We start from the raw sequence: 20,616 nt of genomic DNA on the forward strand, positions 1-20,616 counted from the left end.
TTAATTGTGCTTAGTAAGCCTCGATACCGTACTCTTTTAGCTTTGCAGGAAGAAGCTGGTCTAAGCGAGAAACGTCATCAAATTCGATCTCAATGAGATTAAACTGATGGGCTTGGTAAACTGATTGAGTCCTTTGCTTAACCTTGTCATCTGTTGACCCGGAATCGTCCCCCCAAAATTGCAGATACACATTACCGGCGGGCAAATAAAAGTCGCAGATCATGTCTTCTTCGATGGGGAGTTGTCTTTCGTAAGCGTGGGCAACACCCGCCATATATAGCCAATTGTCGATAATCAGCTCACCTTTAGACTTAACATAATGTCCGTCTAGTGTACGGTGCTTAGCAGAAAACTTTTGCTTAAAACTAGAAAACGACTTGTCGGTAGAATGGCTTTCGGCATCAGAACCTTGAAACTCGATTACAGATTGCTTTAAACGTTCATTGCGTGTGATGTTGTGGTGCCAAACAACAAAATGTTGCTCAGAGGCCTTATCGATTTTTTGTTGCCCTCCCGCTTTTACACCCGCCAATGTTGCTTTCCAGCCCGTATCACTTCGTTGGATCCAACCGAGCTCAGCGAGCAATAAATTGACCTTTTTTGCAGCCAGTGAAAAGCGTTCGCCAATTTGTGTTGCAGACAACGAACCTCCTGCGACAAGGTTTTCATCGATGATGAGATTACAAGGCCACACAACGAATCGACCGTACTTCTCACTGTCCACGTACTCTCCACCAAATCGATAACCCAAATCGGTTATTAGCCAAGAGTCATCGTGCCAGGCCAGATAGCCCGCGTGCTTTAGACGTGTAAAAAGAGTTTTGCTGTCGACCTTGAGACGTTTCGCAAGGGCAGACGTTGAGAGTTTCTCGTTCATTAGTACTGAATCCTAATCGCCATACTTCATTTTCACTGCTGCAATAAAAACAATCAATGGTCATAACAGTAAAATTTGAACCATCTGATTTGTCGATATGATCTATTTTGTCTAAAGGGGTGGCTTTACTTAAAGTGACCTTGTTGCACCTTAGTAGGCTGGAACACCCAAGTTTGTTACTGATAGTCATTCTTTTATTGCGTCATCTAAATGATGGCGATAATCAAAAAGCGTGACGGGAAAGGTTATTCGGTTAGGCTCATCGTATTGATGAGCCTTTTTTTTATTCTGTATAAAGGGTTATTTCATTAACTTAATAAGAGAGCGAAATTGTTCACCTTCAGCCGTCTGTTGCAATTCAAACAAAGCCATTTCTGTGCTAGTCAATGTGGCACCTTCATGTGTCAGCTTTTTAATTGCGAGGCTTTTATTCTCGAATGTACGAGATGAGATCGCATCTGTCACTAAGTGGACTTCATAACCTTGAGCGAGAAGGTCCATCGCAGTTTGATACACACAGATATGAGCTTCAATTCCAACCAACAAAACTTGCTTACATTGTGACTGCTCTATTACTTGTTGAATGGAAGGTTCTTTAAATGCGCTAAATGTCGATTTACTCAACGGCTCCAGTGGCGTTAATAGATTGGCTATCTGGGGAGTCGTAGCGCCAAGCTTATCGGGCAATTGCTCGGCCCAAACAATGGGCAATGCCATGAGTTTGGCACCTTGAATCAGCAGGGCCAGCTGCTCGATGAGTTGTTCTTGTTGGTGCATCAATTGAGCCAGCTTGCCTTGCACATCGATAATGATGAGCTGTGTATTACTCTGCTTTAACATGCTTTCTCCTAAGCCTATTTTACCTATGAGCTAAACTCATATGGTGACAAGTCGCTCAACGGTTGCTTTCATTAATAATGAAAGATCGATAATTTTTAAGTTTATGTAATATTTCCACTTTTACTAGGAATTTGCAAAAGCAATTGGATGAGCTGACTGTGACATTTGATCAACGAGTATCACTTGATGGAATAGGGGAGCGATATGCTCAGAGGAAGTGCATTGCCTTCAACAAAGGCGCTTAGAACCTTCGTCGTTGTGGCCAATAGTCTGAGCTTTTCTAAAGCTGCCAAAGAGCTCTCGGTGACACAAGGTGCCGTGAGCAAACAAATAGCCTCTTTAGAGCAACAACTCGGTCAAACGTTATTTGAACGGCACTTAAATGGCATTGTGTTAACCATTGCTGGTGAACAGTATTTGCCTCATATCATTGAAGCTTTAGAACAAGTTCAACGTGCGACCGCGGAGCTTGCGCAAAGTGAGCAGAAAGAAGAAACCTTGTCGCTAAATGTTACCCCGTCTTTTGCGAGCTTATGGTTAGTTGGGGCACTTGATGATTTTTGTCAGAAGCACACCAATTTGAGTATTAGCATCAGAACTGGGGATGGCCCTTTGCGCACAGTAAACAGTGACGATGATATTGTGATTCGTTGCCTACCGATTGCACAACACTATAAAAATGCACATTTACTGCGAAGTGAGTCTTTACGTTTGGTTGGGTCTTCGACATTACTAACCCAAAAACCGATCACAGTTATCAACGACCTTAAGCAGCACGATTTTCTTTCGCATGTGACGCGCCCCCAGTTATGGGAACAATTTAAGAGCAGTGAACAGATTCAGCATACTTTGAATTTCTATGGTGTGGGCTTTGAGCATTTTTTTATGTCATTGGAAGCAGTAAGAGCGCACGCTGGGTTGGCGTTGTTACCGGACTTCATGGTCGATGGTTTAGTTGAGCGTCAGCAACTAAAAAATCCTCTTAACTTGGAACTTACTAGCGGTTATGGATACTATGCGATTATCCCCAGTTATAAGCTCAATTCGAGATTGGTTTATCTCTTTCAGCGCTGGTTAAAGGAGCAATTACAATAACAATCAAAAAGGCCCAGCGATCACTGGGCCCTTGTCTGCGTCAAATCGCTATTTCATCAGACCTGCTTCTCTGTAATACTTTTCAGCACCAGGGTGAAGAGGAGCAGAAAGACCGTCTTTGATCATTTCCTCTTTTTTCAGATTGGCGAAAGCCGGATGGAGGCGTTTAAAGTCATTAAAATTCTCAAAGACCGATTTGACGATGTTGTAAACCACTTCATCTGGTACCGAAGTAGAAGAAACAAATGTCGCACCGACACCAAATGTCATTACATCATCAGGGTTGCCGTTATACATACCTCCTGGCACTGTCGCAACGCGGTAAAAGCTGTTGTCTTCAACCAGTTTTTCAACCGTTGGACCAGCAACGGACACCATTTTGCTGTCACATGATGTAGTGGCTTCTTTGATGGCACCACTTGGGTGACCAACGGTGTAGATCATGGCATCAATGTTGTTGTCACACAGAGCCTTAGCTTGTTCTGATGCTTTCAACTCTGATACCAGCTTGAAGTCGTTCATTGACCATCCGTAACGGTCCATCAAGACTTCCATCGTGCCTCGTTGACCGGAACCTGGGTTACCAATGTTGACTCGTTTGCCTTTGAGATCTTCAAATGTTTTTATACCCGCGTCAGCACGTGCAACAACGGTAAAGGGTTCGGGGTGAATCGAGAATACGGCGCGCAAATCTTTGTATGCACCACTGTTTTTAAATTTGCTCGTGCCATTGTAAGCGTGATATTGCCAATCCGATTGAGCAATACCCAGGTCTAACTCGCCAGCTCGGATAGTATTGATGTTGTAGATAGAACCGCCGGTACTTTCCACAGAACAGCGGATATTGTGATCCGATCTACCTTTGTTTACTAGGCGACAAATGGCACCACCTGTCGGATAGTACACGCCAGTTACACCACCAGTACCGATGGTGACAAATCTATCCTGTGCTTGTGCAAAAGACGCTGTCCCCAATATCACGGCTGCGGTCGTGGCGGCTAACAGTGTTTTCATTCGTGTCATACCAATTCCTTTTTGTTTGTTATGTTTCGTTTGCAATCGTCGCTTCTATTGTCACAATCAAGAAGCTCCAAGCATATTTCGAAACCTGTTGGCATCAATAGTTTCAATGTTGAGCCTCTGGGCTGTAGCGCACAAATACGCTACTTGAGATGCATTGCTTTGAGCTCTAACTCCAAGACAATTATAGTGATTATTCTCAAAACCGACTCGTACGTCGGCCCCCATAAGCATAGCAGTTGTTAAACAATTGTGTTCTTTTTGACCGAACGCACATATTGACCAACGGTTTTTGTGATCTAGCAGTCGAGGAACAAGGAAAGGGAGCAAGTCACTTGGTGTTGATCTGTTCTGTTTCTTGTAGCGCCCAAGGACGAACAAGAGGTGATGTTGACCTTTAGGTAAAGCGCCCTGATCGAGCAGGGAAAAATAGCGCGCCAGTTCTCTCTCGTCATAGACAATGTATTGAGCGATGATGTTGTTTTTGGCGACCCAATGAAAGAAATCTGCCGCCTGGTCAATATGGTGGTTGCTTGGAATGAGTTCATGTAGTGCAAATGAAGCGGCCTCGGGTTTCACTTCTTGAATAAGCGCCATTTGTTGCTGGGGCTGATAGAGACCAATAGCTTCTGTGGTTAATTGGACGATAATGCTATCACCGACCTCGTGCTTTACCTCGCGGTATAGCTGACTGTTTTCCGTGATGTCTAAAGTGTGCTGGCCGTATGTATCACGAGTGTGCAAATGTACCATTGCCGCCCCAGCGTCTCGGCAGGCAATGACTTCCTTGATGATCTCATCTCTGGTTATGGGGAGCCGAGGATGGTGTTGGTGGTTCTTATGAGCGCCATTGGGGGCGACGATAATAGCCGACTCTTGAGAGGGGTGAGAACTCATAGACAATCTCTCCATTGTGCCGCGGCCATGTCTAAAGAAAGAGTAAGTTTAAAGACAAGCTCTTCAATCTGTTTTTCGTTAATGATATATGGCGGCGCAAGTAATACATGATGACCATCATGCCCATTGATGGTACCGGACATCGGATAACACATGAGTCCATTACTCATTGCGATAGATTGAACCCTCTTATGGGCTAGTGTATCCGATGGAAGTGGGCGTTTACTTGTTTTGTTGGCGACAAGTTCAATACCGACCATAAGGCCGCGCCCTCTGATGTCACCGACATTGGGGTGACTTTGTAAGGCTTCGGTTAACTGTTGTAAAAGCTGTTGACCGCGAAGTCTGACACATTCAAGCAAGTTGTCTTTAATGATGGTATCGATGGTGGCTAGTGCGGCAGCACAAGCCACCGGGTGACCCATGAAGGTATGGCCATGTTGAAAAAAGCCACTACCATTGGCAATAACCTGATAAATTTTGTCATTGGCAATGGTCGCTCCGATGGGTTGGTAACCTGCTGCCAGTCCCTTCGCTATGGTGACTATATCAGGCACGATCCCTTCCTGCTCAAAGGCATAAAACGATCCTGTGCGACCCACGCCGCACATGACCTCATCTAAAATGAGCAATACATCGTAACGATTGCAGATCTCACGGATACGTTCGAAGTAGCCGGGAACGGCTAAAACAGCCCCTGAGGTTGCTCCGACTATAGGCTCTGCCACGAAAGCCATGACATTTTCAGCGCCAAGCTGGCGTATTTTCAGTTCCAACTCTCTGGCTGCGCGTTCACCGTACTGCCAATTGGATTCATATGGCTGTTTCAGACGGTAAGCATAGCATGGAGAAATATGGTGCGCGTTGGAGAGCAAAGGTAGAAAGGGCTCTCGCCGCCACTCATTTCCGCCAACGGCTAGCGCGCCGAGAGTGTTACCATGATAGCTTTGCTTTCGGGCAATGAACCGTTGCTTACTGGGTAAACCTCGTTCGACAAAATATTGTCGTGCAAGCTTGAGCGCCGTTTCGACAGCTTCTGAGCCACCACTAACGAAATAGACGTGGTTAAGGGTGCTTGGTGCAAGTTCAGCCAACTTGGTGGCGAGTTTTTCGCAACTGGTGTTGGTGAAAAAACCAGTGTGAGCATATGGAATTCTGTCTAACTGCTCTTTAATCGCATTGATGATTCGTGGGTGATTGTGCCCAAGGCTAGAGACCGCCGCGCCGCCGCAACCATCAAGATAATGCTGATTATTAGAATCAATTAAGTAGACTCCTTCGCCACAAGCAATCGTTGGCAGAGATTGATGACAGTGTCGATGAAAAACATGGGTCATTGGTCGAGCCTATATTCTTTTGACTATTGGATTGCTTGATAATTGAGTGAATAGGCGTTGTTGACAATCGAAATATTATTAAGGGGTATGAGAAACAGTCATGTAAGAGGGAGGAAGCCGGGTGTAACAGAGCTTCGGTGTTTTTTCAGAACCATGACCGCCACAGGTACATTAACATCTTGCTGTTACTCGGGTCTAATTACTTGCTGTGGCCTGCATACCAATAGATAACGCCTAAAACAGCACCAACGGCTATAAAGCCACCGGTTATCATTAACAGGGCAATTTCAATTTCCATATGTAGCTCGCTGTGGCTAATCTGAGTTAGTGACTAGAGTCATTATAGATCCAGTAATGATGAAGGGACAGCCTACCCAAAAGACTGTATTAGTCGTCGCTAAGGAGTTCCACGCTTCATCTATTTGGCTTAAGTTTCTATCCAAGTGGTCTGGTCAGCTTGTCTTTTATAGGCTCGCTTAATTTAGGGGCGTCGTGATTGAGCAATAGTGTTCTACGCTTATTACTGTTATGCAAAGTCATTTCGCCTAGTTCAAAGGACACTTTTATGAATAAACCGATTATTGCCGACAATAAACCAGCTAAAGTTGAATTAGTAAAAGATCAGGAATATTACTTTTGTACGTGTGGCCGCTCAAAGAACCAACCGTATTGCGATGGCTCTCACGCAGGTTCTGGGTTCAAGCCAAAAAGTTTTGTTGCCGAACAAAGTGGTGATGGCTACCTTTGTAAGTGTAAACACTCTGCCAATTTACCTTTTTGCGATGGCACTCATAAGCAATTTACGGCGCATCAGGTAGGGCAACAGGGGCCTGGCGTGCAAATATCTGAGGCGGATGGTCCAGTCGTTGCGGCCACTAAGGAAGAACCGACCGTTGAGTTTATTCATCAGCTAGCCAGAGAAGGGCTAACTAAGTTAGGACATCATGGGCCGATGACCTCAATGGGGGTTCCACGTCATCTATTGCCCCATTGGGATGATATTCAGGTAATGGTGGCACAAATGGCCACTAAGCCGTTATTAGAAGATGTAGCGGTAACAACAGAGCTGATCATTGGGCCCAGAGCAAAGAAACCACTCAAGCTTGCAATCCCCTTGTTTGTGTCGGACATGAGCTTTGGCGCGTTGTCAGAGGAAGCAAAGATCTCGTTGGCCAAAGGAGCGGAGCTTGCGGGGACGGGGATTTGCTCGGGGGAGGGCGGCATGTTACCCGAAGAGCAAGCGGCCAATTCACGTTATTTCTATGAGCTGGCCAGCGCAGAATTTGGTTACGATGAGTCGAAACTCAAACAGGTGCAGGCATTTCATTTTAAAGGTGGTCAGGGAGCGAAAACTGGAACAGGGGGCCATCTTCCGGGCAGTAAAAACATTGGGAAAATCTCTGAGGTTCGGGGAATACCCGAAGGAGAACCCGCCATTTCCCCGCCAACCTTTAAAAACCTTCATACAGCGCAAGATTTCAAACAGTTTGCTGATCGAGTTCGGGAAGTCACAGGTGGAATACCCATTGGATTTAAACTCAGTGCCAATCATATTGAGGACGACATTCAATTTGCACTTGATGCCAGTGCGGACTATATCATTCTCGACGGTCGAGGCGGCGGCACGGGAGCTGCGCCACAAATGTTTCGTGATCACATCAGCGTGCCAACCATTCCAGCATTGGCCAGAGCGCGGCGTTATCTTGATAAACAAGGTGCGAGTGACGTTACCCTGATCATCACCGGAGGGCTGCGGGTTCCTATGGATTTTGTGAAAGCAATGGCACTAGGCGCTGACGGCGTGGCCATTTCAAACAGTGCCATGCAATCGATAGGCTGCGTTGCGGCGAGGATGTGTAACACCAATAATTGTCCGGCAGGCATCGCTACGCAAAAAGCGGACCTTAGACAGCGATTAAATGTTGAAAAGGCATCGCGCCAACTAAATAATTTCTTCGCAGCATCGGTTGAGTTAATGCAAGTCATGGCGAGGGCTTGTGGTCACAGTCATTTGGGGCAATTTAACCACAATGATCTAGCCACATGGGATCGTGATATGGCACGCTTGTCAGGGATTAAATATTCTGGTGTCGATTCGCCATCATAGTGCGAACCTGTATTCATTGATGGCTTGTGAGTAGCCCTGATTTTTTAAGGCTACTCACAGGCACCAACATCGAGCTCAGCTGTGCTGTGGAACCGCGGTTAAGAGGTTCTTACGTATTGTTTTTTTAATGACTTCACTTTGGAAAATATGAAATCGTGAACGGGAATGACGCGTAATGCGATCAGCAATATGATGGTTGCAATGCCAAACAGCAAGCCATTGATTAAGGTTAAAATTGGAGACAGTGGTTGGGACACCCAAGCGTGTAAATACCAGGCAGAAACAGAAGTTAAAATTGAAAGGATCCAGGTGCGATGTGCATAATTTAGCGGCTGTATTGATTGGCTGACCACGTAGAGTAGCATCAGCCTTAATAGATAAACGGAACCCAGTATCGCGACCACACCCCACAAACCATATTGAGGCACAAACCAAAAGTAGCCAGCCACGGCGAAAGCGGCACAGCCGATGTGTATCCACATTTGGGATTGACTCGAATTACCACTAAAGCAGCCAAGGTTCATATAATCCCCTGCATTTTTTACAGCATTAATCGCTAAGAGTGCAACGGTGATCCCGCCAGCTGCATGATAGCTTTCGGGTAACAGTAGCATCAGGAGACTTGGCACTGTCAGTGCCATGCCAAGGGCAATGACGATGCCAGCATTGACGCCGAGTAGCGCGAGGTCTGCGCATTTTTTCTCGCCGTCGTTTTGTTGTAATGTGGCCATTCGATTTGGAAACCACCAGAGAGCGTAGGGTTGCAACACCAGAGCTAACAGCAAGGCAAACTTCACTGCAATTGCGTAGATAGCGAGTTGTTCTACCCCGACGTATTGGGCCAGTAACCAGCGATCAAGACCCGTGATCATATAGACTGACGTAGAGCCGATCAGTACTGGGATGCAGAATTTTAATAACATGGCCGAATCTTTTAGATAACCAAAAGAACCCATTTGATCCCATTGGTATCGAATTAGCGCTAAAGCCAGCAAGACACTCGAAACCGTCGCCGCAACAATGACGCCATCAATGCCAAAACCCAACTCCAATGTGACAAAAGTGATTAATGCTTGAATCAAAGCCTTTGCAACATTGAGCTGACAGAATTTTTTTGCCATCGCCTGCATACGCATTAGAGTGAGAGGGATTGAAATCAACCCGTCGATCAGGATAGGAATAGCGAGCAATATCAACTGATAAGGTTCGAACTTAACGGGTAAAAAGGCAATTAGTTGAGTCATTGATACTGCAAGCAGTAAGGCGCCGAACACACTAAACAGAAAACTGAGCGTAAAACAGTTGGAAATAAGGCGTTTTTTCTCGCTGCCCTCCGTCGTGCCCACATAACGATACATCGCATCGACTAAGCCAAAGCTGAATAGAATGGTGCCGATATCCGCGAGCAAAACGAGTGATTCTAAAGAACCGTATTCTGCTAGCGATAGCTTTCGTGTGATGTACGGAATCATTAATAATGAAACACCTTTCATCATGATAATGCCGATGGCGTAATACACGGACTGGGGCAAAGCCTTCATTGCTCTTCTCCTCAACGTTGCTGTGGTAATACAGTTCGTTTGCAGTCCCCTAAAATACTGCGAATTTTTCGCATTTGAGGGTAAGTGAACATCGATGCTAGGCCGAAACGAATAGCGTATAAGTACTCATTTAGCCCACGGTGATAATCGGCATAACCTTCCAAAAGCCGTGATTTGGCTATGCGAAGCGATTTGCTTGATATTGACGATTCATGTTGTTGGTATTTTTCTAAAATGGAGTCGATACACGCCAAATGCTCAAGACGCTTACTGTCAGTTTTCGTGATGGAGCCTGGCCGCATTAGATAGCCTGTTTGGATTGAGTTAATGGCTGCTATGGGATGACTCTCACACAGCCTTAACCAAAGTTCCCAGTCTTCGCAATATGTTAGCGTGGGGTCAAATAAGTGACTTTTGTCTAGGAAACTGGCACGTATCATTACCGTAGATGTGCCGATAATATTGTTGGCTAAGATGAAGTCGAGTGGTTTGTCCAAAACGATATAGTCATCATCCCGACCTTGAAATTGCGCCCAGTAGCGAAAGCAATCTACGATCACATCATAGTCTTCGGTAAGGTGATTGTAATTAGTAAAGCTGAGCGCTAGCTCAGGATGCTGCTTATGAAGTTGAACCTGAGTTGACAGCTTGTTTTTACACCAAAAATCATCGGCATCCAAAAAAGCAATGTATTTTCCATTGGCTTGTTCAATGCCTAAGTTTCTAGCCTGGGAGGCGCCAACGCCTGAGGTTGTAACCACACGGATACGAGGTTCAGCTTGACGCCACTTTTGTAAAAACTCACCAGTCCCATCGCAGCTATTGTCATCGACAAGGATAATTTCAAAATCATCATGGTCTTGTTCAAGAATACTGCCAATAGACTTTGGTAGATAACTCAAGCAATTGTAGGTTGGGATGATAACAGAGACTTTATCCATGATTACGTTCCTTGTAGTATCGGTCTAGGTAAACAAGCAGGAACTATACCATCCGATAACTCATTGTTTTTAAGAGGTATATTTTTTCTGTTGGCAAATTGAGAAAAGGTCGAAGGTGTGTTTGGGTGTCAATTTTTAAATTGACGTTCAAATTGACAATTAAACGGTGAAAACGTAAATGGTTAAATTTAATGTACTGATCCTTAAGACAATATTACCTAGGTACACATATTGCTACCCAACAGCTAGTCCTTGTTGAAAGATGGTGTCTTAATGAAGAAAGTCGCATTTATTACTCCAACCTACCCTGTTCTTAGTGAGACCTTCATCAGAACGGAGGTCGAGTGTATTCAAAGTTGTGGGCACGATGTATGTGTGTTGACTTTTGAGCGAGAGCATATGGACATTGAAGCGAATTATGACATTGCGGAGATCGGAACATCGATACCCTGGCATTATCTATATAGTTTCTCTCCTGTCGGCGTCAGACAGGCTTTCGCCTTCGTGTCGTCACAGACTTCTTTGCCCAAACGATCATTGTTTTACTATGGACTGCAGCTTGCGTTGCAAATGCGTCAGCGTAAGGTTGAACATGTTCACGCTCACTTTGGGCAGCATACGGCAGCGCATGCCATTGTCGCTTCAAAGCTACTTGGTATTAGCTGTTCATTTGTCGGTCATGGCCATGATGTTTATGAATACTGTTTCGATATGGTTAGCAAAATCAGTTTTAGTGATTTTGTTGTCGCCGTTTGTCAGGATATGAAGAATGACTTTAAGCGTATGTACCCAGGAAACATCAAGTTACTTCACTGCGGAGTAAAAACTGAGACGTTTCCGCTGGCTTCCAAAACAACATCGGAAGAGCTTCGTCTGGTTTTTGTAGGACGGCTGGTGGAAACAAAAGGGGTGCACTATCTGCTTGAGGCTCTGCACTCTTTAAAGCATCAATTCCTGTTTACGCTCGACATAATTGGAGATGGTGAGCAAAAAGTGCAGTTAGAGCAGCAAATGGAACAATTGGGCCTTTCGTCACGCGTACGATTTTTAGGCGTTAGACCTCATCACTGGGTAATTGAGAATTTGCAGCATTATGATTGTTTGGTTGCGCCTTTTTGTTTTTCAGAAACAGGTTGCGTCGATACGGGCCCGCTGGTGCTTAAAGAGGCGATGGCAGCGGCAACGCCCGTCATTACGACTAATATTATGGGTTGCAAAGAAATAGTGACCGAAAACAGTGGTTTTTTGGTAGACGAGAAAGACACGCAACAACTGGCTAGTGCGATAAGAAAATTCGCCAAGCTTGAAACCTGGGAGAGAAGCATTATGGGCAATGTTGCTCGATTGAGAGTCCAGCACTCATTCGATGCGTATCGCCAAGCGAAGCAGCTTTCTCGTTGGATAGAGAAAGCCCACTCTAAACCGCCAGTGCAGACCAAAATAGCGGGTTAATTATTCAGTACGGCAACAACGGAATTTACAATGTAAAGGGAGAGGGTAGTTAAAGCACCTTACATTCGTCATGATCGCGCCATCAAACATAGAAGGTGAATGGTGACAGCGCGAGTCTAATCACAGTGCAATAAGCTATTTTTTTTTGTTCATCATATTGGCAAGATTTGCAAACGGGTTGTGAGTTGCTGTTTGATGATCGTCAGGTCTAGCGACGGGATCAGCGCCATAGAGATCGTGATCTGTGTACTTAGAGTGTTCATGATCGTGACAATACAGGCACAATAGCTCCCAGTTGCTCCCATCTTCAGGGTTATTGGTGTGATCGTGATCTTTGTGGTGAACGGTAAGTTCACGAAGATTTGAATAGACGAACTCTCTAGCACAGTTACCGCAAACCCATGGATACAGTTTCAGTGCTTTCTCGCGATAGCCACTTTCTTGACGAGCATAGGCTGCGCTGGAGCCGGTATAATCAGAAGACATAGTGATTCCTGTGTGATGATCGGAAATTGATTTACTATTTTATTTTACCATAATTGATGGTACCCATCGTTAGTGACCGTCTATAGATTGACTAGCTGATCACACATTGCCAATCCAAGATTATTGTAATGACAGAGTGGGGCGATTTTGGAAGCTGACTTAATCATCTGTTGATGTTCTTACTAAAAACGCTCAGAATGGCGCACTTTTTAAGGAAACGTTGTCTCGACGAAGATTTACCGTACAAAATGACATAGCGAGACTACACTCCTACTATTGGCTGATAAGGCCACACCGATATACTTTACCGAGAGCTATTTATGAGTTTTGATTCCCTTGGGCTATCTGCACCAATTCTTCGCGCTATCAAAGAGCTGGGTTACGATAAACCTTCTCCTGTTCAAGAAAAAGCCATTCCAGCAATTATTAGCGGTAAAGACGTGATGGCGGCAGCGCAAACAGGAACCGGAAAAACGGCTGGTTTTACACTGCCATTATTGGAGCGTCTTAGCCAGGGGCCTAAGGCACAAGGTAATAATGTCAGAGCGTTAGTTCTTACACCAACGCGAGAGCTTGCGGCACAAGTTCATGGCAGCGTAGTAAAGTACGGGATTCATTTACCGACAACGTCAGCCGTAGTATTCGGCGGCGTTAAGATTAATCCACAGATGATGAAACTTCGTAAAGGTTGCGATGTACTGGTGGCGACCCCCGGTCGTTTAATGGATTTATACAGTCAAAACGCGGTGAAATTTTCTCAATTAGAAGTATTGGTCCTTGATGAAGCCGACAGAATGTTGGATATGGGCTTTATCCGAGATATTAGGAAGATACTGGCACTTTTACCAAAGCAGCGCCAAAATCTATTGTTTTCCGCAACATTCTCAAATGAAATCCGCCAATTGGCTAAAGGATTGGTAAATAACCCCATTGAAGTGTCAGTCAATCCACCGAACTCTACCACTAAGTTGGTTGAGCAAAGTATTTTCGTGACCGATAAACGCAAGAAAGCGCCATTGTTAGCCAAATTGATCCACGATGGTGACTGGCAGCAGGTGCTTGTGTTTAGTAAAACCAAACATGGTGCGAATAAATTGGCGCATTTTTTGGAGTCGAATAACATTTCGGCGCTCGCGATACACGGCAACAAGAGCCAGAACGCCAGGATCAAAGCACTAGACAATTTTAAAACAGGACAAGTTCGTGTTTTGGTTGCCACTGATATTGCTGCGCGTGGTTTGGATATTCCTCAACTCCCGCAGGTGGTTAACTTTGACCTACCGCACGTGTCAGAAGACTATGTACACCGAATTGGGCGAACTGGCCGTGCTGGTGAGACAGGAAAAGCGATTTCGCTTGTGTGCGCAGACGAAGCAAGTGAGTTATTCTCGATCGAACGACTGATAGGAAAGCTGTTGCAACGTCATGAACTTGCTGGCTTTGAGGCCGTCAATAAGGTTCCTGAGTCGAGATTGGACACGCGTCCTATCAAACCTAAGAAGCCGAAAAAGCCGAAAGTTGAGCACAGCGATGGCCAACGCTCTGGTGAAAATGCTAAAGGTCACAAACCAGCAGGCAAGAATAAGCGCCACTTCGGCAAACCGGGCGGCAATGGTCAAAACACCGGTGGTTCACAAAAAGGAAGTGGTGGAGCTAAGACTAATGCACGTTCTGGTGGCCCACGCCGTGCAAATAATGCGGCAAAAACAACAAAATAGCGTCTATTTGTGACCTTTAGCAGAAAAGCGCTACCATATTGGTAGCGCTTTTTTACTTTTGTAGATTAGAGTAAATACATGTATTTACACTCAATCACAAGGAAAGGATATGAGAAATCTCGAACAATGGCTTAATGCCTACGCTGAAAGCCATACCCATAAAACCAATCGGAAGATACACAAAGTTGCTGTTCCTGGTATTTACCTGTCGATAGTCGGCCTAATTTGGTCTATCCCCCCGCTGGTCATCGGTACCATTAGTATTAATTGGGTATGGTTGGCATTGTTTCCGGTGCTGATGTTTTATTCGGTACTTTCTCGTTCTGTTTTATTTCAAATGGCACTGTTCTCTTTTGCATGTTTAGCCATCATAACCTTTATGGCTAGAATGCAGTGGCCAGTGCTGACGATTTCTATAGCGTTATTTGTTGTACTTTGGGTATGTCAATTTATCGGTCATAAAATTGAAGGGAAAAAGCCGTCTTTTTTTGAAGATATTTTGTTTTTGCTGATCGGCCCAATTTGGGTGTTTAGACAAAAATAACCTGTCAGTGGTGACCCGAAATTGCATACTGTCTCACCATCGTTGATTAGTGACCTGTCGCATATTAGCGAGTACCGAACGCCTATTCTTTTGCAAAACGCAAAGATTGCGATAGCATTTTGCGACTGCATTGCTCTTTTGCAAATGCAATAAGTGCTTTGTTTCATTCAATAGCGATGTAAATTCAATCAATAATAGCGTTTTTTAAAGATTTCAAAGTTGGCACGGTGTGTGCATTAATGAAAGTGACCCTTATTAAGCCGAGGGTCACCTAGCCAACTGACGTTGTTAGTGAACCTTTATTTTGTTCACAAATGTATATAGCCAATCACAGATATTGTGGTTGGCTTTTTTTTGTCTGTAGCTAGGGAAGGAAGGAAATGTCGCTTCCGCTTCCTTTGCTTCTTTTTCCTCTTACTTATCGTAACAGCTAGGCTTTCTCGGGCAACTGGCGCCACGTGAACAAATCAGACGAGCTTCTCCTTCAATCCCCCTTTCAATCCAATTGATGTTGAGAATTTTAGCGATGGTGGTCAGATCTTTCTTGATAGTACGTGGTATCAGTACGCTTCCCCCTCCATTTACACAAGAGCGTTTTAACTCATTTGCAATATCCAACGCATTTCCACCTTGGGCTTCGATGGCTGGATTGAGATCGATACCAGCACAGAGCACTCGATTGTTTCCGGCAGGATCGGTCATATTGATCGACTCACAGCAGTAAATTCTTGGCTCATCGCCAACATCTAAAATGGAAATCTGAGCCGAACTACCAGCTTGTGGTTCCGAAAGTCTGCGGAAAACTGCCCAGTGTTGGCAAGGATCGTTAACCATACGCATGTTACCCCATGGTAAAGGGATACCATTGCCACGATAGACGGCTTTTAGTTTTCCTGGACCATAGGCATCAAAATAGTGCCAATGAGGGTAAGGTGAGACGACAGTCATTCTACGCATGGCGACCGATGGAGACACGCCCGCTTTTTTATGAACGTCAATTTCATACCCGTTTCTGTCAAGTAACTGCCGGAATGGCACCTTTGGACAGAGCAGAGCACCGGCAAAAAAGCTCGACTCAAAATCACGCCACGCCTGCAAAATATCCTGAGAGTTCAAAGCAGAGCTTGACTGCATCGTGCCGGACTCTTCCCAGCCACTTTGATGACCGACAGACAACACGCTTTTTAGCCCCTCTTCGCTGTGCAAGACACGATGACCAATATACACCGCCAGATCGTATTTAAGACGAGTTGGGTAGGCTTTAAGGATCTCATTTAAGTATATTGTACCGGGAGGCTCAAAAAAGGAAGTTACCAGCTGCTTGGCGTTGACGCCAAGTTCATCGACAACATCTTTTGGGGTGCGGTTTACCCATTGAATCGTCATACCTAAATCACGGGCAATATCAATAAGATCTTCGATAGATAGGTTTAGCCTTTTGAGGCCAACATCTTCCGCTGCGCGCTCTAGATCGGGGAAATGGTTTTGTAGGCTTTCTTGATGAGCTCGGATCAACAGATGAGCGAATTGCCTACCAGATATCCCGGCCTGAGAGAGCGTTTCAGGTATGGCGATTTGTAATATTTCATTTGAGAACAAAAAGCTTGGCTCCAGTGCCATACCGCTAATACCGCCTCGGTTCCCGCGTACTGGAGTGATTTCTTCCTGTTCTGGTTCATTGTCGAGAAACCAGGCTGGGTCTTTTTGAAAAACTTCGGCGATTACTTCAAGCATATCAATGCTCGGTACGCGCTTACCACGTTCGATCATCGATAGGTAGGAGACCGATGGCGCGTATTCTGGGTTGACGCGAATACAGCGTGCCGACAGATCTTCCATTGTTAAGTGGTTGCGCTTACGCAAATTTCTTACTTTCGTTCCCAAAAAATGGGATTGGCGAATCAGGCTTTTTGACAGAGGCATTTTGTAAAATTCACATTGTAAAATTTTTGTTGTGAAATTGTAGTCAAAAAAAGGCTAGTCTACATATACACAAGATCACAAATTAGAAAATAATTTAAACAGTTGTTTGGAATATTTACTCTACAAAGACGAAAAGCGGTAAGAGGGAAGACTATGAACATGCTAACTTTTGATAAAACAGAAATTCACAAAAACCATTCTACTTTTATCGCTGAAGCCGTCTTTGCTGTGGAAATGGTCAAAGCCGATGAGCAGATTGAAAAACAAAAAATGGCCAAGCAGTTGCTCGATACACTCTTTCCTTTGGAAAACGGCTCACACGAAGATGTCGTCAGTTATGAGATTGATTATCGCCACGTGATGGCTTATTTCAAAGACGGTCATCATAGTGGGTTAAAAAGGGCACGTCATTTTGTCGCTTATGTAGGAGAAAAGTGCCATCCCGAATCAATTTTGTTTAGAGACGAAAGCGGCACTCATGTTGAAGTGATGATAGGTAGACGCAAAGGTACCGGTCGTGTTGAACTTGTCGATATCCAAGATATTCAATTGGAAACTTGTACCACCTTTGGGAAAGTGGAGGGTGACTGTGCTTCGGGGATCCGTCATTGGGTTAGTTTAGTAAAAGGTGATGAGAGTGGGCGTCCAAGAGCCTGCAGTGAAGATAAAGAATACACGGCTAAAAATGGTGATGATTACAACCTAGGCTATAGTTTTGCCTTCTAGGCAACGATGTAGCGTTAGCGAATGAATATCGATGACAACTACAAATTAATCCAATGTCGTATGCAACACCATTTAACCCTCTATTGAATAGAGGGTTTTTTTTGCATTTTAATTGCACAGGGTCTTGGTGGATAAAGTAAATTTGCCTGCATATACTTTACGCCAGTGTTGTTGAGTGAGTAGAGATCATTGATATATAGAAAGAGAGCCAAACGCAACTATCCTTTACACGTTCACATCACAGTGATGTTTATCATCTTGGTGATCGCCATTAGCAGTGTACAGATATGGATTGCCAGCTCAGCGACAGACAGAGTGCTGCTCAGAGCCAACGATAATATTTTTGATCTCATTATTAGTGAAACAAAGCAAAGGTTGTCTTCGCACTTTAGTCCCACATTAGGGTTGCTGGATGCGTATTCTTATGGGGATTACCAAGCGCTTGAATTCTCTAACCAACAGAGAGCCAAAGAGTCATCACTTCTCTCACTTCTCTCACTTTTAAAGGGTAATCCCAATATCCAATCTTACAAAGTGGTTTATCCTAATGGAGATTGGTTTGGCGTCTACAGAGAAGTGGACGGAGCTTCCGGCCTATTGAAACCAGAAGAGTTTAGCGCGTATCACTTTCACGTTGATAGCGGTATCCTTGAACAAAAACGTTATAATCAGCAATTGATAGTGACGATGAACTCTCAAGTGGAAAACAATCGTTATGATCCCCGTCAGTATGCTTGGTTTCATCAAGCAAAACGCTCAGTAACACAAATTTCTAAGCCCTATCAGTTGTCCTATTTTGGGAAGAACGGTATCACCCTGTATCGAGGGGCTGCAATGGGGGGGGTCATTAGTGCTGATATTCTGCTGGAACAGGTTTCGTATGTGATGGAACCTAAAGAGAGAGTGCACACATCGCTAAAACTGCTGTTTGATGATCAGGGCTACATATACGCTCACAACGACCCTTTAGTCTTTGAGATGGCACCTGCGCTCAAGTCCAGTTTACCGTTAAAATTAACCGATATTAAACATCCACTGATTTCGCAAATTCCCCATATAGAACAAAGCAATCTCAATTCTAGACGGATCAACTTTGAAGGGGATGAATGGATCGTCAAATTAGAGAGGTTTGAAACTCCTAGAGGTCATCCGATGTACTTACTGTTGGCAATCAAAAGTCAGGATTTATTACTCGAGGCACACAGCATCGCAACAGATGCTATTGTTGTTTCCTTGGTTGCCCTTTTGCTGACCCTGCCAGTCATTTATTACCTATCTCAGTGGATTTCGAAACCAATACGTTTGGCTACAGCAAAGGCAAAAAGCATACAGCATTTTGATTTTCGTGATCATTTTGTGCCGAAGTCGAATGTGGCAGAAATCATGGAACTGTCACAAGCGCTCAACTCAACGCAAGATACCATAGGTAGTTTCTTCTCTATCACCAATGTCATTGCAAAGGAGCAAGATCTTGATGAGCTGCAAGGCATGGTGTGCAAAGAAATAGCCGATGCTACGTTGGCTAATAGTACATACTTATATCTTTTAAGTGATGACGAGAGTTTTCTTGAACCTCAGTTTATCTGGTTTCGCACCCAAGGTTATATAGACGTGTCAGAGGTTGTATCGATCCCTTTAGATGATGAACTTCTTGCGCAAGAGGTCGAGGCTTTTTTCTCAGAGAAGCAAGCGATTATGGTCAAGTACGATGAAGCCAGATCGTATATTCCACGTATCTCCCTTAAAGATAACCTGTTGTTTGTGCCACTCGTCAATAGAACAAATAACGTGGTTGGGGCATTAGCATTAGGTTTTGATGAGAGACACAAAGACAACGTGCTGTTAGATAATCTGGATCTAATCAAAACGTTGGCAGGCTATGCTGCGATTGCGATTGAAGCGCGCTCTATGTTGCAGGACCAACAGCAGTTACTCGACTCCTTTATTAAAGTGATGGCAGGCGCTATCGATACCAAGTCGCCCTATACTGGTAACCACTGTCAGCGAGTACCTGAACTCACTAAACTCTTGACCCGCGCCGCTCATAACTCACAGCATCATGAATTTAAAGACTTTCACATGACGGATGAGAACTGGGAAGGGCTGCATATTGCTGCCTGGCTACACGACTGTGGCAAAGTAACCACTCCCGAACATGTCATTGATAAATCAACGAAGCTAGAAACGATTTATAATCGAATCCATGAGATCCGCACTCGATTTGAAGTCATTAAACGAGATATTGAGCTGGACATTTATCGCAGTCGCTTTGCGAGTCAACTGAGTAAGGAAGAGCGAGAGCATATTGCCAGAGAATGCTCTCAGCTTGACAACGAATATCAATTGGTGGCGAAAGCAAACAATGGTAGTCATCAACTAACAGATCATGAAATATCGTCGTTAGAGATTATCGGGCAAAGAACTTGGTTGCGCACATTCGATGATAAGGTTGGCTTATCCCATTTTGAACAAAAATTAAGAGGTAAGGGACCTTTTACCCAACCCGTATTAGAGCAACTGCTGATGGACGCTAATTATCACCTGATACCTTGGCTTCGGGTTCACAAACATGATCAACGCTATAGCTTAAAAGCAACATCGCAACAAAACAATTTAGGTGAACTGTATAACCTTACCATTGCGCGAGGTACGCTAAACGCTGAGGAGCGATACACGATTAAAAGTCATGTTATCGAAACCAATAGAATGCTGGAACAGCTTCCCTTTCCAAAGCACTTGGGCGACGTAGCAAAGCTCGCTAGTACCCATCATGAAACGATGGATGGAACCGGCTATCCATGGGGATTAACGAAAGAGTACATTCCAGTCCCTTCGCGAGCGATGGCCATCGCTGATATTTTTGAAGCGTTGACCAGCCCTGACAGGCCCTATAAAACGCAAAAAACGCTTTCGGAAACGTTAATAATAATGGCGAAAATGGCCAAAAATAAAAAAATAGATGAGTCACTTTTCAGGCTTCTATTAACCTCGGGCGTTTATAAAAAGTACGCTGAGGCATCTCTTCATCGCGAACAAATCGACGAAATTAGTGTCGAACTGTTCATCGAGAAGCATTTAGCTTAGTTAAGCCACTTAAGAGGAGCAGACTTTG

16 protein-coding genes and 1 pseudogene are annotated in these 20,616 nt (G+C 44.5%); 7 read left to right on the top strand and 10 right to left on the bottom strand.

Features of this window, described 5'->3' with window-relative positions; all coding sequences use genetic code 11:
• Positions 1-10 precede the first annotated feature (10 nt).
• Together LNL84_RS12615 and LNL84_RS12620 are read right to left on the bottom strand one after the other, a co-directional pair.
• The gene (locus tag LNL84_RS12615; protein ID WP_244357885.1) at positions 11-877 is read right to left on the bottom strand and encodes a glycerol kinase; all 867 of its coding nucleotides are present in this window, start codon (positions 875-877) and stop codon (positions 11-13) included.
• A gap of 300 nt (positions 878-1,177) precedes the next feature.
• A complete protein-coding gene (locus LNL84_RS12620; RefSeq protein ID WP_244357887.1) occupies positions 1,178-1,717 on the bottom strand; it encodes an isochorismatase family protein in 540 nt (179 codons plus the stop codon).
• Between the two features lie 204 nt (positions 1,718-1,921).
• Here LNL84_RS12620 and LNL84_RS12625 point away from each other — a divergent pair, with 204 nt between their 5' ends.
• Positions 1,922-2,812: a LysR family transcriptional regulator gene (locus tag LNL84_RS12625; protein ID WP_244357889.1), complete on the top strand. Its 891-nt coding sequence runs from the start codon at positions 1,922-1,924 to the stop codon at positions 2,810-2,812.
• Positions 2,813-2,860: 48 nt separating this feature from the next.
• Here LNL84_RS12625 and LNL84_RS12630 read toward each other — a convergent pair whose 3' ends face one another.
• The 3 genes from LNL84_RS12630 to LNL84_RS12640 are packed head-to-tail and all read right to left on the bottom strand — an operon-like array spanning position 2,861 to position 6,066.
• A complete protein-coding gene (locus LNL84_RS12630) occupies positions 2,861-3,835 on the bottom strand; it encodes a TAXI family TRAP transporter solute-binding subunit (RefSeq protein WP_244357891.1) in 975 nt (324 codons plus the stop codon).
• Between the two features lie 57 nt (positions 3,836-3,892).
• On the bottom strand, positions 3,893-4,729 hold the full coding sequence (locus LNL84_RS12635; RefSeq protein WP_244357893.1) for a beta-keto acid cleavage family enzyme: 837 nt from the start codon (positions 4,727-4,729) through the stop codon (positions 3,893-3,895).
• On the bottom strand, positions 4,726-6,066 hold the full coding sequence (locus tag LNL84_RS12640) for an aspartate aminotransferase family protein (protein ID WP_244357895.1): 1,341 nt from the start codon (positions 6,064-6,066) through the stop codon (positions 4,726-4,728). The genes LNL84_RS12635 and LNL84_RS12640 overlap by 4 nt, the downstream gene beginning before the upstream one ends.
• Before the next feature lie 565 nt (positions 6,067-6,631).
• Between LNL84_RS12640 and LNL84_RS12645 the strand changes: the two genes are divergently transcribed.
• Positions 6,632-8,173 carry a glutamate synthase-related protein gene (locus LNL84_RS12645; RefSeq protein WP_244357897.1) on the top strand — a complete coding sequence of 514 codons (1,542 nt, stop codon included), beginning with the start codon at positions 6,632-6,634 and terminating at the stop codon, positions 8,171-8,173.
• Between the two features lie 98 nt (positions 8,174-8,271).
• Here the strand turns inward: LNL84_RS12645 and LNL84_RS12650 are convergent, their stop codons facing one another.
• From LNL84_RS12650 to LNL84_RS12655, 3 genes and pseudogenes are all read right to left on the bottom strand, one after another.
• On the bottom strand, positions 8,272-9,714 hold the full coding sequence (locus tag LNL84_RS12650) for a lipopolysaccharide biosynthesis protein (protein ID WP_244357899.1): 1,443 nt from the start codon (positions 9,712-9,714) through the stop codon (positions 8,272-8,274).
• Positions 9,692-9,748 (bottom strand): annotated as a pseudogene (locus tag LNL84_RS19825) (hypothetical protein); the annotation flags it as partial. The gene LNL84_RS12650 and the pseudogene LNL84_RS19825, both read right to left, overlap by 23 nt.
• Complete coding sequence (locus LNL84_RS12655) at positions 9,726-10,655, bottom strand: glycosyltransferase family 2 protein (RefSeq protein ID WP_244357901.1); 930 nt, start codon at positions 10,653-10,655, stop codon at positions 9,726-9,728. The gene LNL84_RS12655 and the pseudogene LNL84_RS19825, both read right to left, overlap by 23 nt.
• 273 nt (positions 10,656-10,928) lie before the next feature.
• Here LNL84_RS12655 and LNL84_RS12660 point away from each other — a divergent pair, with 273 nt between their 5' ends.
• Entirely contained in the window at positions 10,929-12,107 is a 1,179-nt protein-coding gene (locus tag LNL84_RS12660) for a glycosyltransferase family 4 protein (protein ID WP_244357903.1), read from the top strand.
• Between the two features lie 135 nt (positions 12,108-12,242).
• On the opposite strand, the gene LNL84_RS12665 is transcribed toward LNL84_RS12660, so the two are convergent.
• Positions 12,243-12,593 (bottom strand): YajD family HNH nuclease, encoded by a 351-nt coding sequence (locus tag LNL84_RS12665; RefSeq protein WP_244357905.1) that lies wholly within the window; start codon positions 12,591-12,593, stop codon positions 12,243-12,245.
• A 320-nt stretch (positions 12,594-12,913) separates the two neighbouring features.
• On the opposite strand from LNL84_RS12665, the gene LNL84_RS12670 reads away from it, so the two are divergent.
• A complete protein-coding gene (locus LNL84_RS12670) occupies positions 12,914-14,311 on the top strand; it encodes a DEAD/DEAH box helicase (protein ID WP_341829457.1) in 1,398 nt (465 codons plus the stop codon).
• A gap of 109 nt (positions 14,312-14,420) precedes the next feature.
• Positions 14,421-14,855: an Mpo1 family 2-hydroxy fatty acid dioxygenase gene (locus tag LNL84_RS12675; RefSeq protein WP_244357907.1), complete on the top strand. Its 435-nt coding sequence runs from the start codon at positions 14,421-14,423 to the stop codon at positions 14,853-14,855.
• Positions 14,856-15,269: 414 nt separating this feature from the next.
• Here LNL84_RS12675 and LNL84_RS12680 read toward each other — a convergent pair whose 3' ends face one another.
• Positions 15,270-16,778 carry a DUF3612 domain-containing protein gene (locus LNL84_RS12680; RefSeq protein ID WP_244357909.1) on the bottom strand — a complete coding sequence of 503 codons (1,509 nt, stop codon included), beginning with the start codon at positions 16,776-16,778 and terminating at the stop codon, positions 15,270-15,272.
• Positions 16,779-16,931: 153 nt separating this feature from the next.
• On the opposite strand from LNL84_RS12680, the gene LNL84_RS12685 reads away from it, so the two are divergent.
• Both LNL84_RS12685 and LNL84_RS12690 read left to right on the top strand, forming a co-directional pair.
• Positions 16,932-17,504, top strand: a complete 573-nt coding sequence (locus tag LNL84_RS12685) for an aldolase/citrate lyase/malate synthase family protein (protein ID WP_244357910.1) — start codon at positions 16,932-16,934, stop codon at positions 17,502-17,504.
• Between the two features lie 189 nt (positions 17,505-17,693).
• Positions 17,694-20,588 carry an HD-GYP domain-containing protein gene (locus LNL84_RS12690; RefSeq protein WP_244357911.1) on the top strand — a complete coding sequence of 965 codons (2,895 nt, stop codon included), beginning with the start codon at positions 17,694-17,696 and terminating at the stop codon, positions 20,586-20,588.
• The last annotated feature ends 28 nt before the right edge of the window (positions 20,589-20,616 follow it).

This window comes from Vibrio gelatinilyticus, from assembly GCF_022836845.1.
Taxonomy (GTDB): domain Bacteria; phylum Pseudomonadota; class Gammaproteobacteria; order Enterobacterales; family Vibrionaceae; genus Vibrio; species Vibrio gelatinilyticus.

Excerpts from the sequence above, each read along its gene's own strand:
- LNL84_RS12640 (WP_244357895.1), bottom strand. The coding sequence starts at position 6,066 with ATGACCCATGTTTTTCATCGACACTGTCATCAATCTCTGCCAACGATT.
- LNL84_RS12680 (WP_244357909.1), bottom strand. The coding sequence starts at position 16,778 with ATGCCTCTGTCAAAAAGCCTGATTCGCCAATCCCATTTTTTGGGAACG.
- LNL84_RS12645 (WP_244357897.1), top strand. The coding sequence starts at position 6,632 with ATGAATAAACCGATTATTGCCGACAATAAACCAGCTAAAGTTGAATTA.
- LNL84_RS12615 (WP_244357885.1), bottom strand. The coding sequence starts at position 877 with ATGAACGAGAAACTCTCAACGTCTGCCCTTGCGAAACGTCTCAAGGTC.
- LNL84_RS12685 (WP_244357910.1), top strand. The coding sequence starts at position 16,932 with ATGAACATGCTAACTTTTGATAAAACAGAAATTCACAAAAACCATTCT.
- LNL84_RS12620 (WP_244357887.1), bottom strand. The coding sequence starts at position 1,717 with ATGTTAAAGCAGAGTAATACACAGCTCATCATTATCGATGTGCAAGGC.
- LNL84_RS12660 (WP_244357903.1), top strand. The coding sequence starts at position 10,929 with ATGAAGAAAGTCGCATTTATTACTCCAACCTACCCTGTTCTTAGTGAG.
- LNL84_RS12665 (WP_244357905.1), bottom strand. The coding sequence starts at position 12,593 with ATGTCTTCTGATTATACCGGCTCCAGCGCAGCCTATGCTCGTCAAGAA.
- LNL84_RS12670 (WP_341829457.1), top strand. The coding sequence starts at position 12,914 with ATGAGTTTTGATTCCCTTGGGCTATCTGCACCAATTCTTCGCGCTATC.
- LNL84_RS12635 (WP_244357893.1), bottom strand. The coding sequence starts at position 4,729 with ATGAGTTCTCACCCCTCTCAAGAGTCGGCTATTATCGTCGCCCCCAAT.
- LNL84_RS12675 (WP_244357907.1), top strand. The coding sequence starts at position 14,421 with ATGAGAAATCTCGAACAATGGCTTAATGCCTACGCTGAAAGCCATACC.
- LNL84_RS12655 (WP_244357901.1), bottom strand. The coding sequence starts at position 10,655 with ATGGATAAAGTCTCTGTTATCATCCCAACCTACAATTGCTTGAGTTAT.
- LNL84_RS12630 (WP_244357891.1), bottom strand. The coding sequence starts at position 3,835 with ATGACACGAATGAAAACACTGTTAGCCGCCACGACCGCAGCCGTGATA.
- LNL84_RS12625 (WP_244357889.1), top strand. The coding sequence starts at position 1,922 with ATGCTCAGAGGAAGTGCATTGCCTTCAACAAAGGCGCTTAGAACCTTC.
- LNL84_RS12650 (WP_244357899.1), bottom strand. The coding sequence starts at position 9,714 with ATGAAGGCTTTGCCCCAGTCCGTGTATTACGCCATCGGCATTATCATG.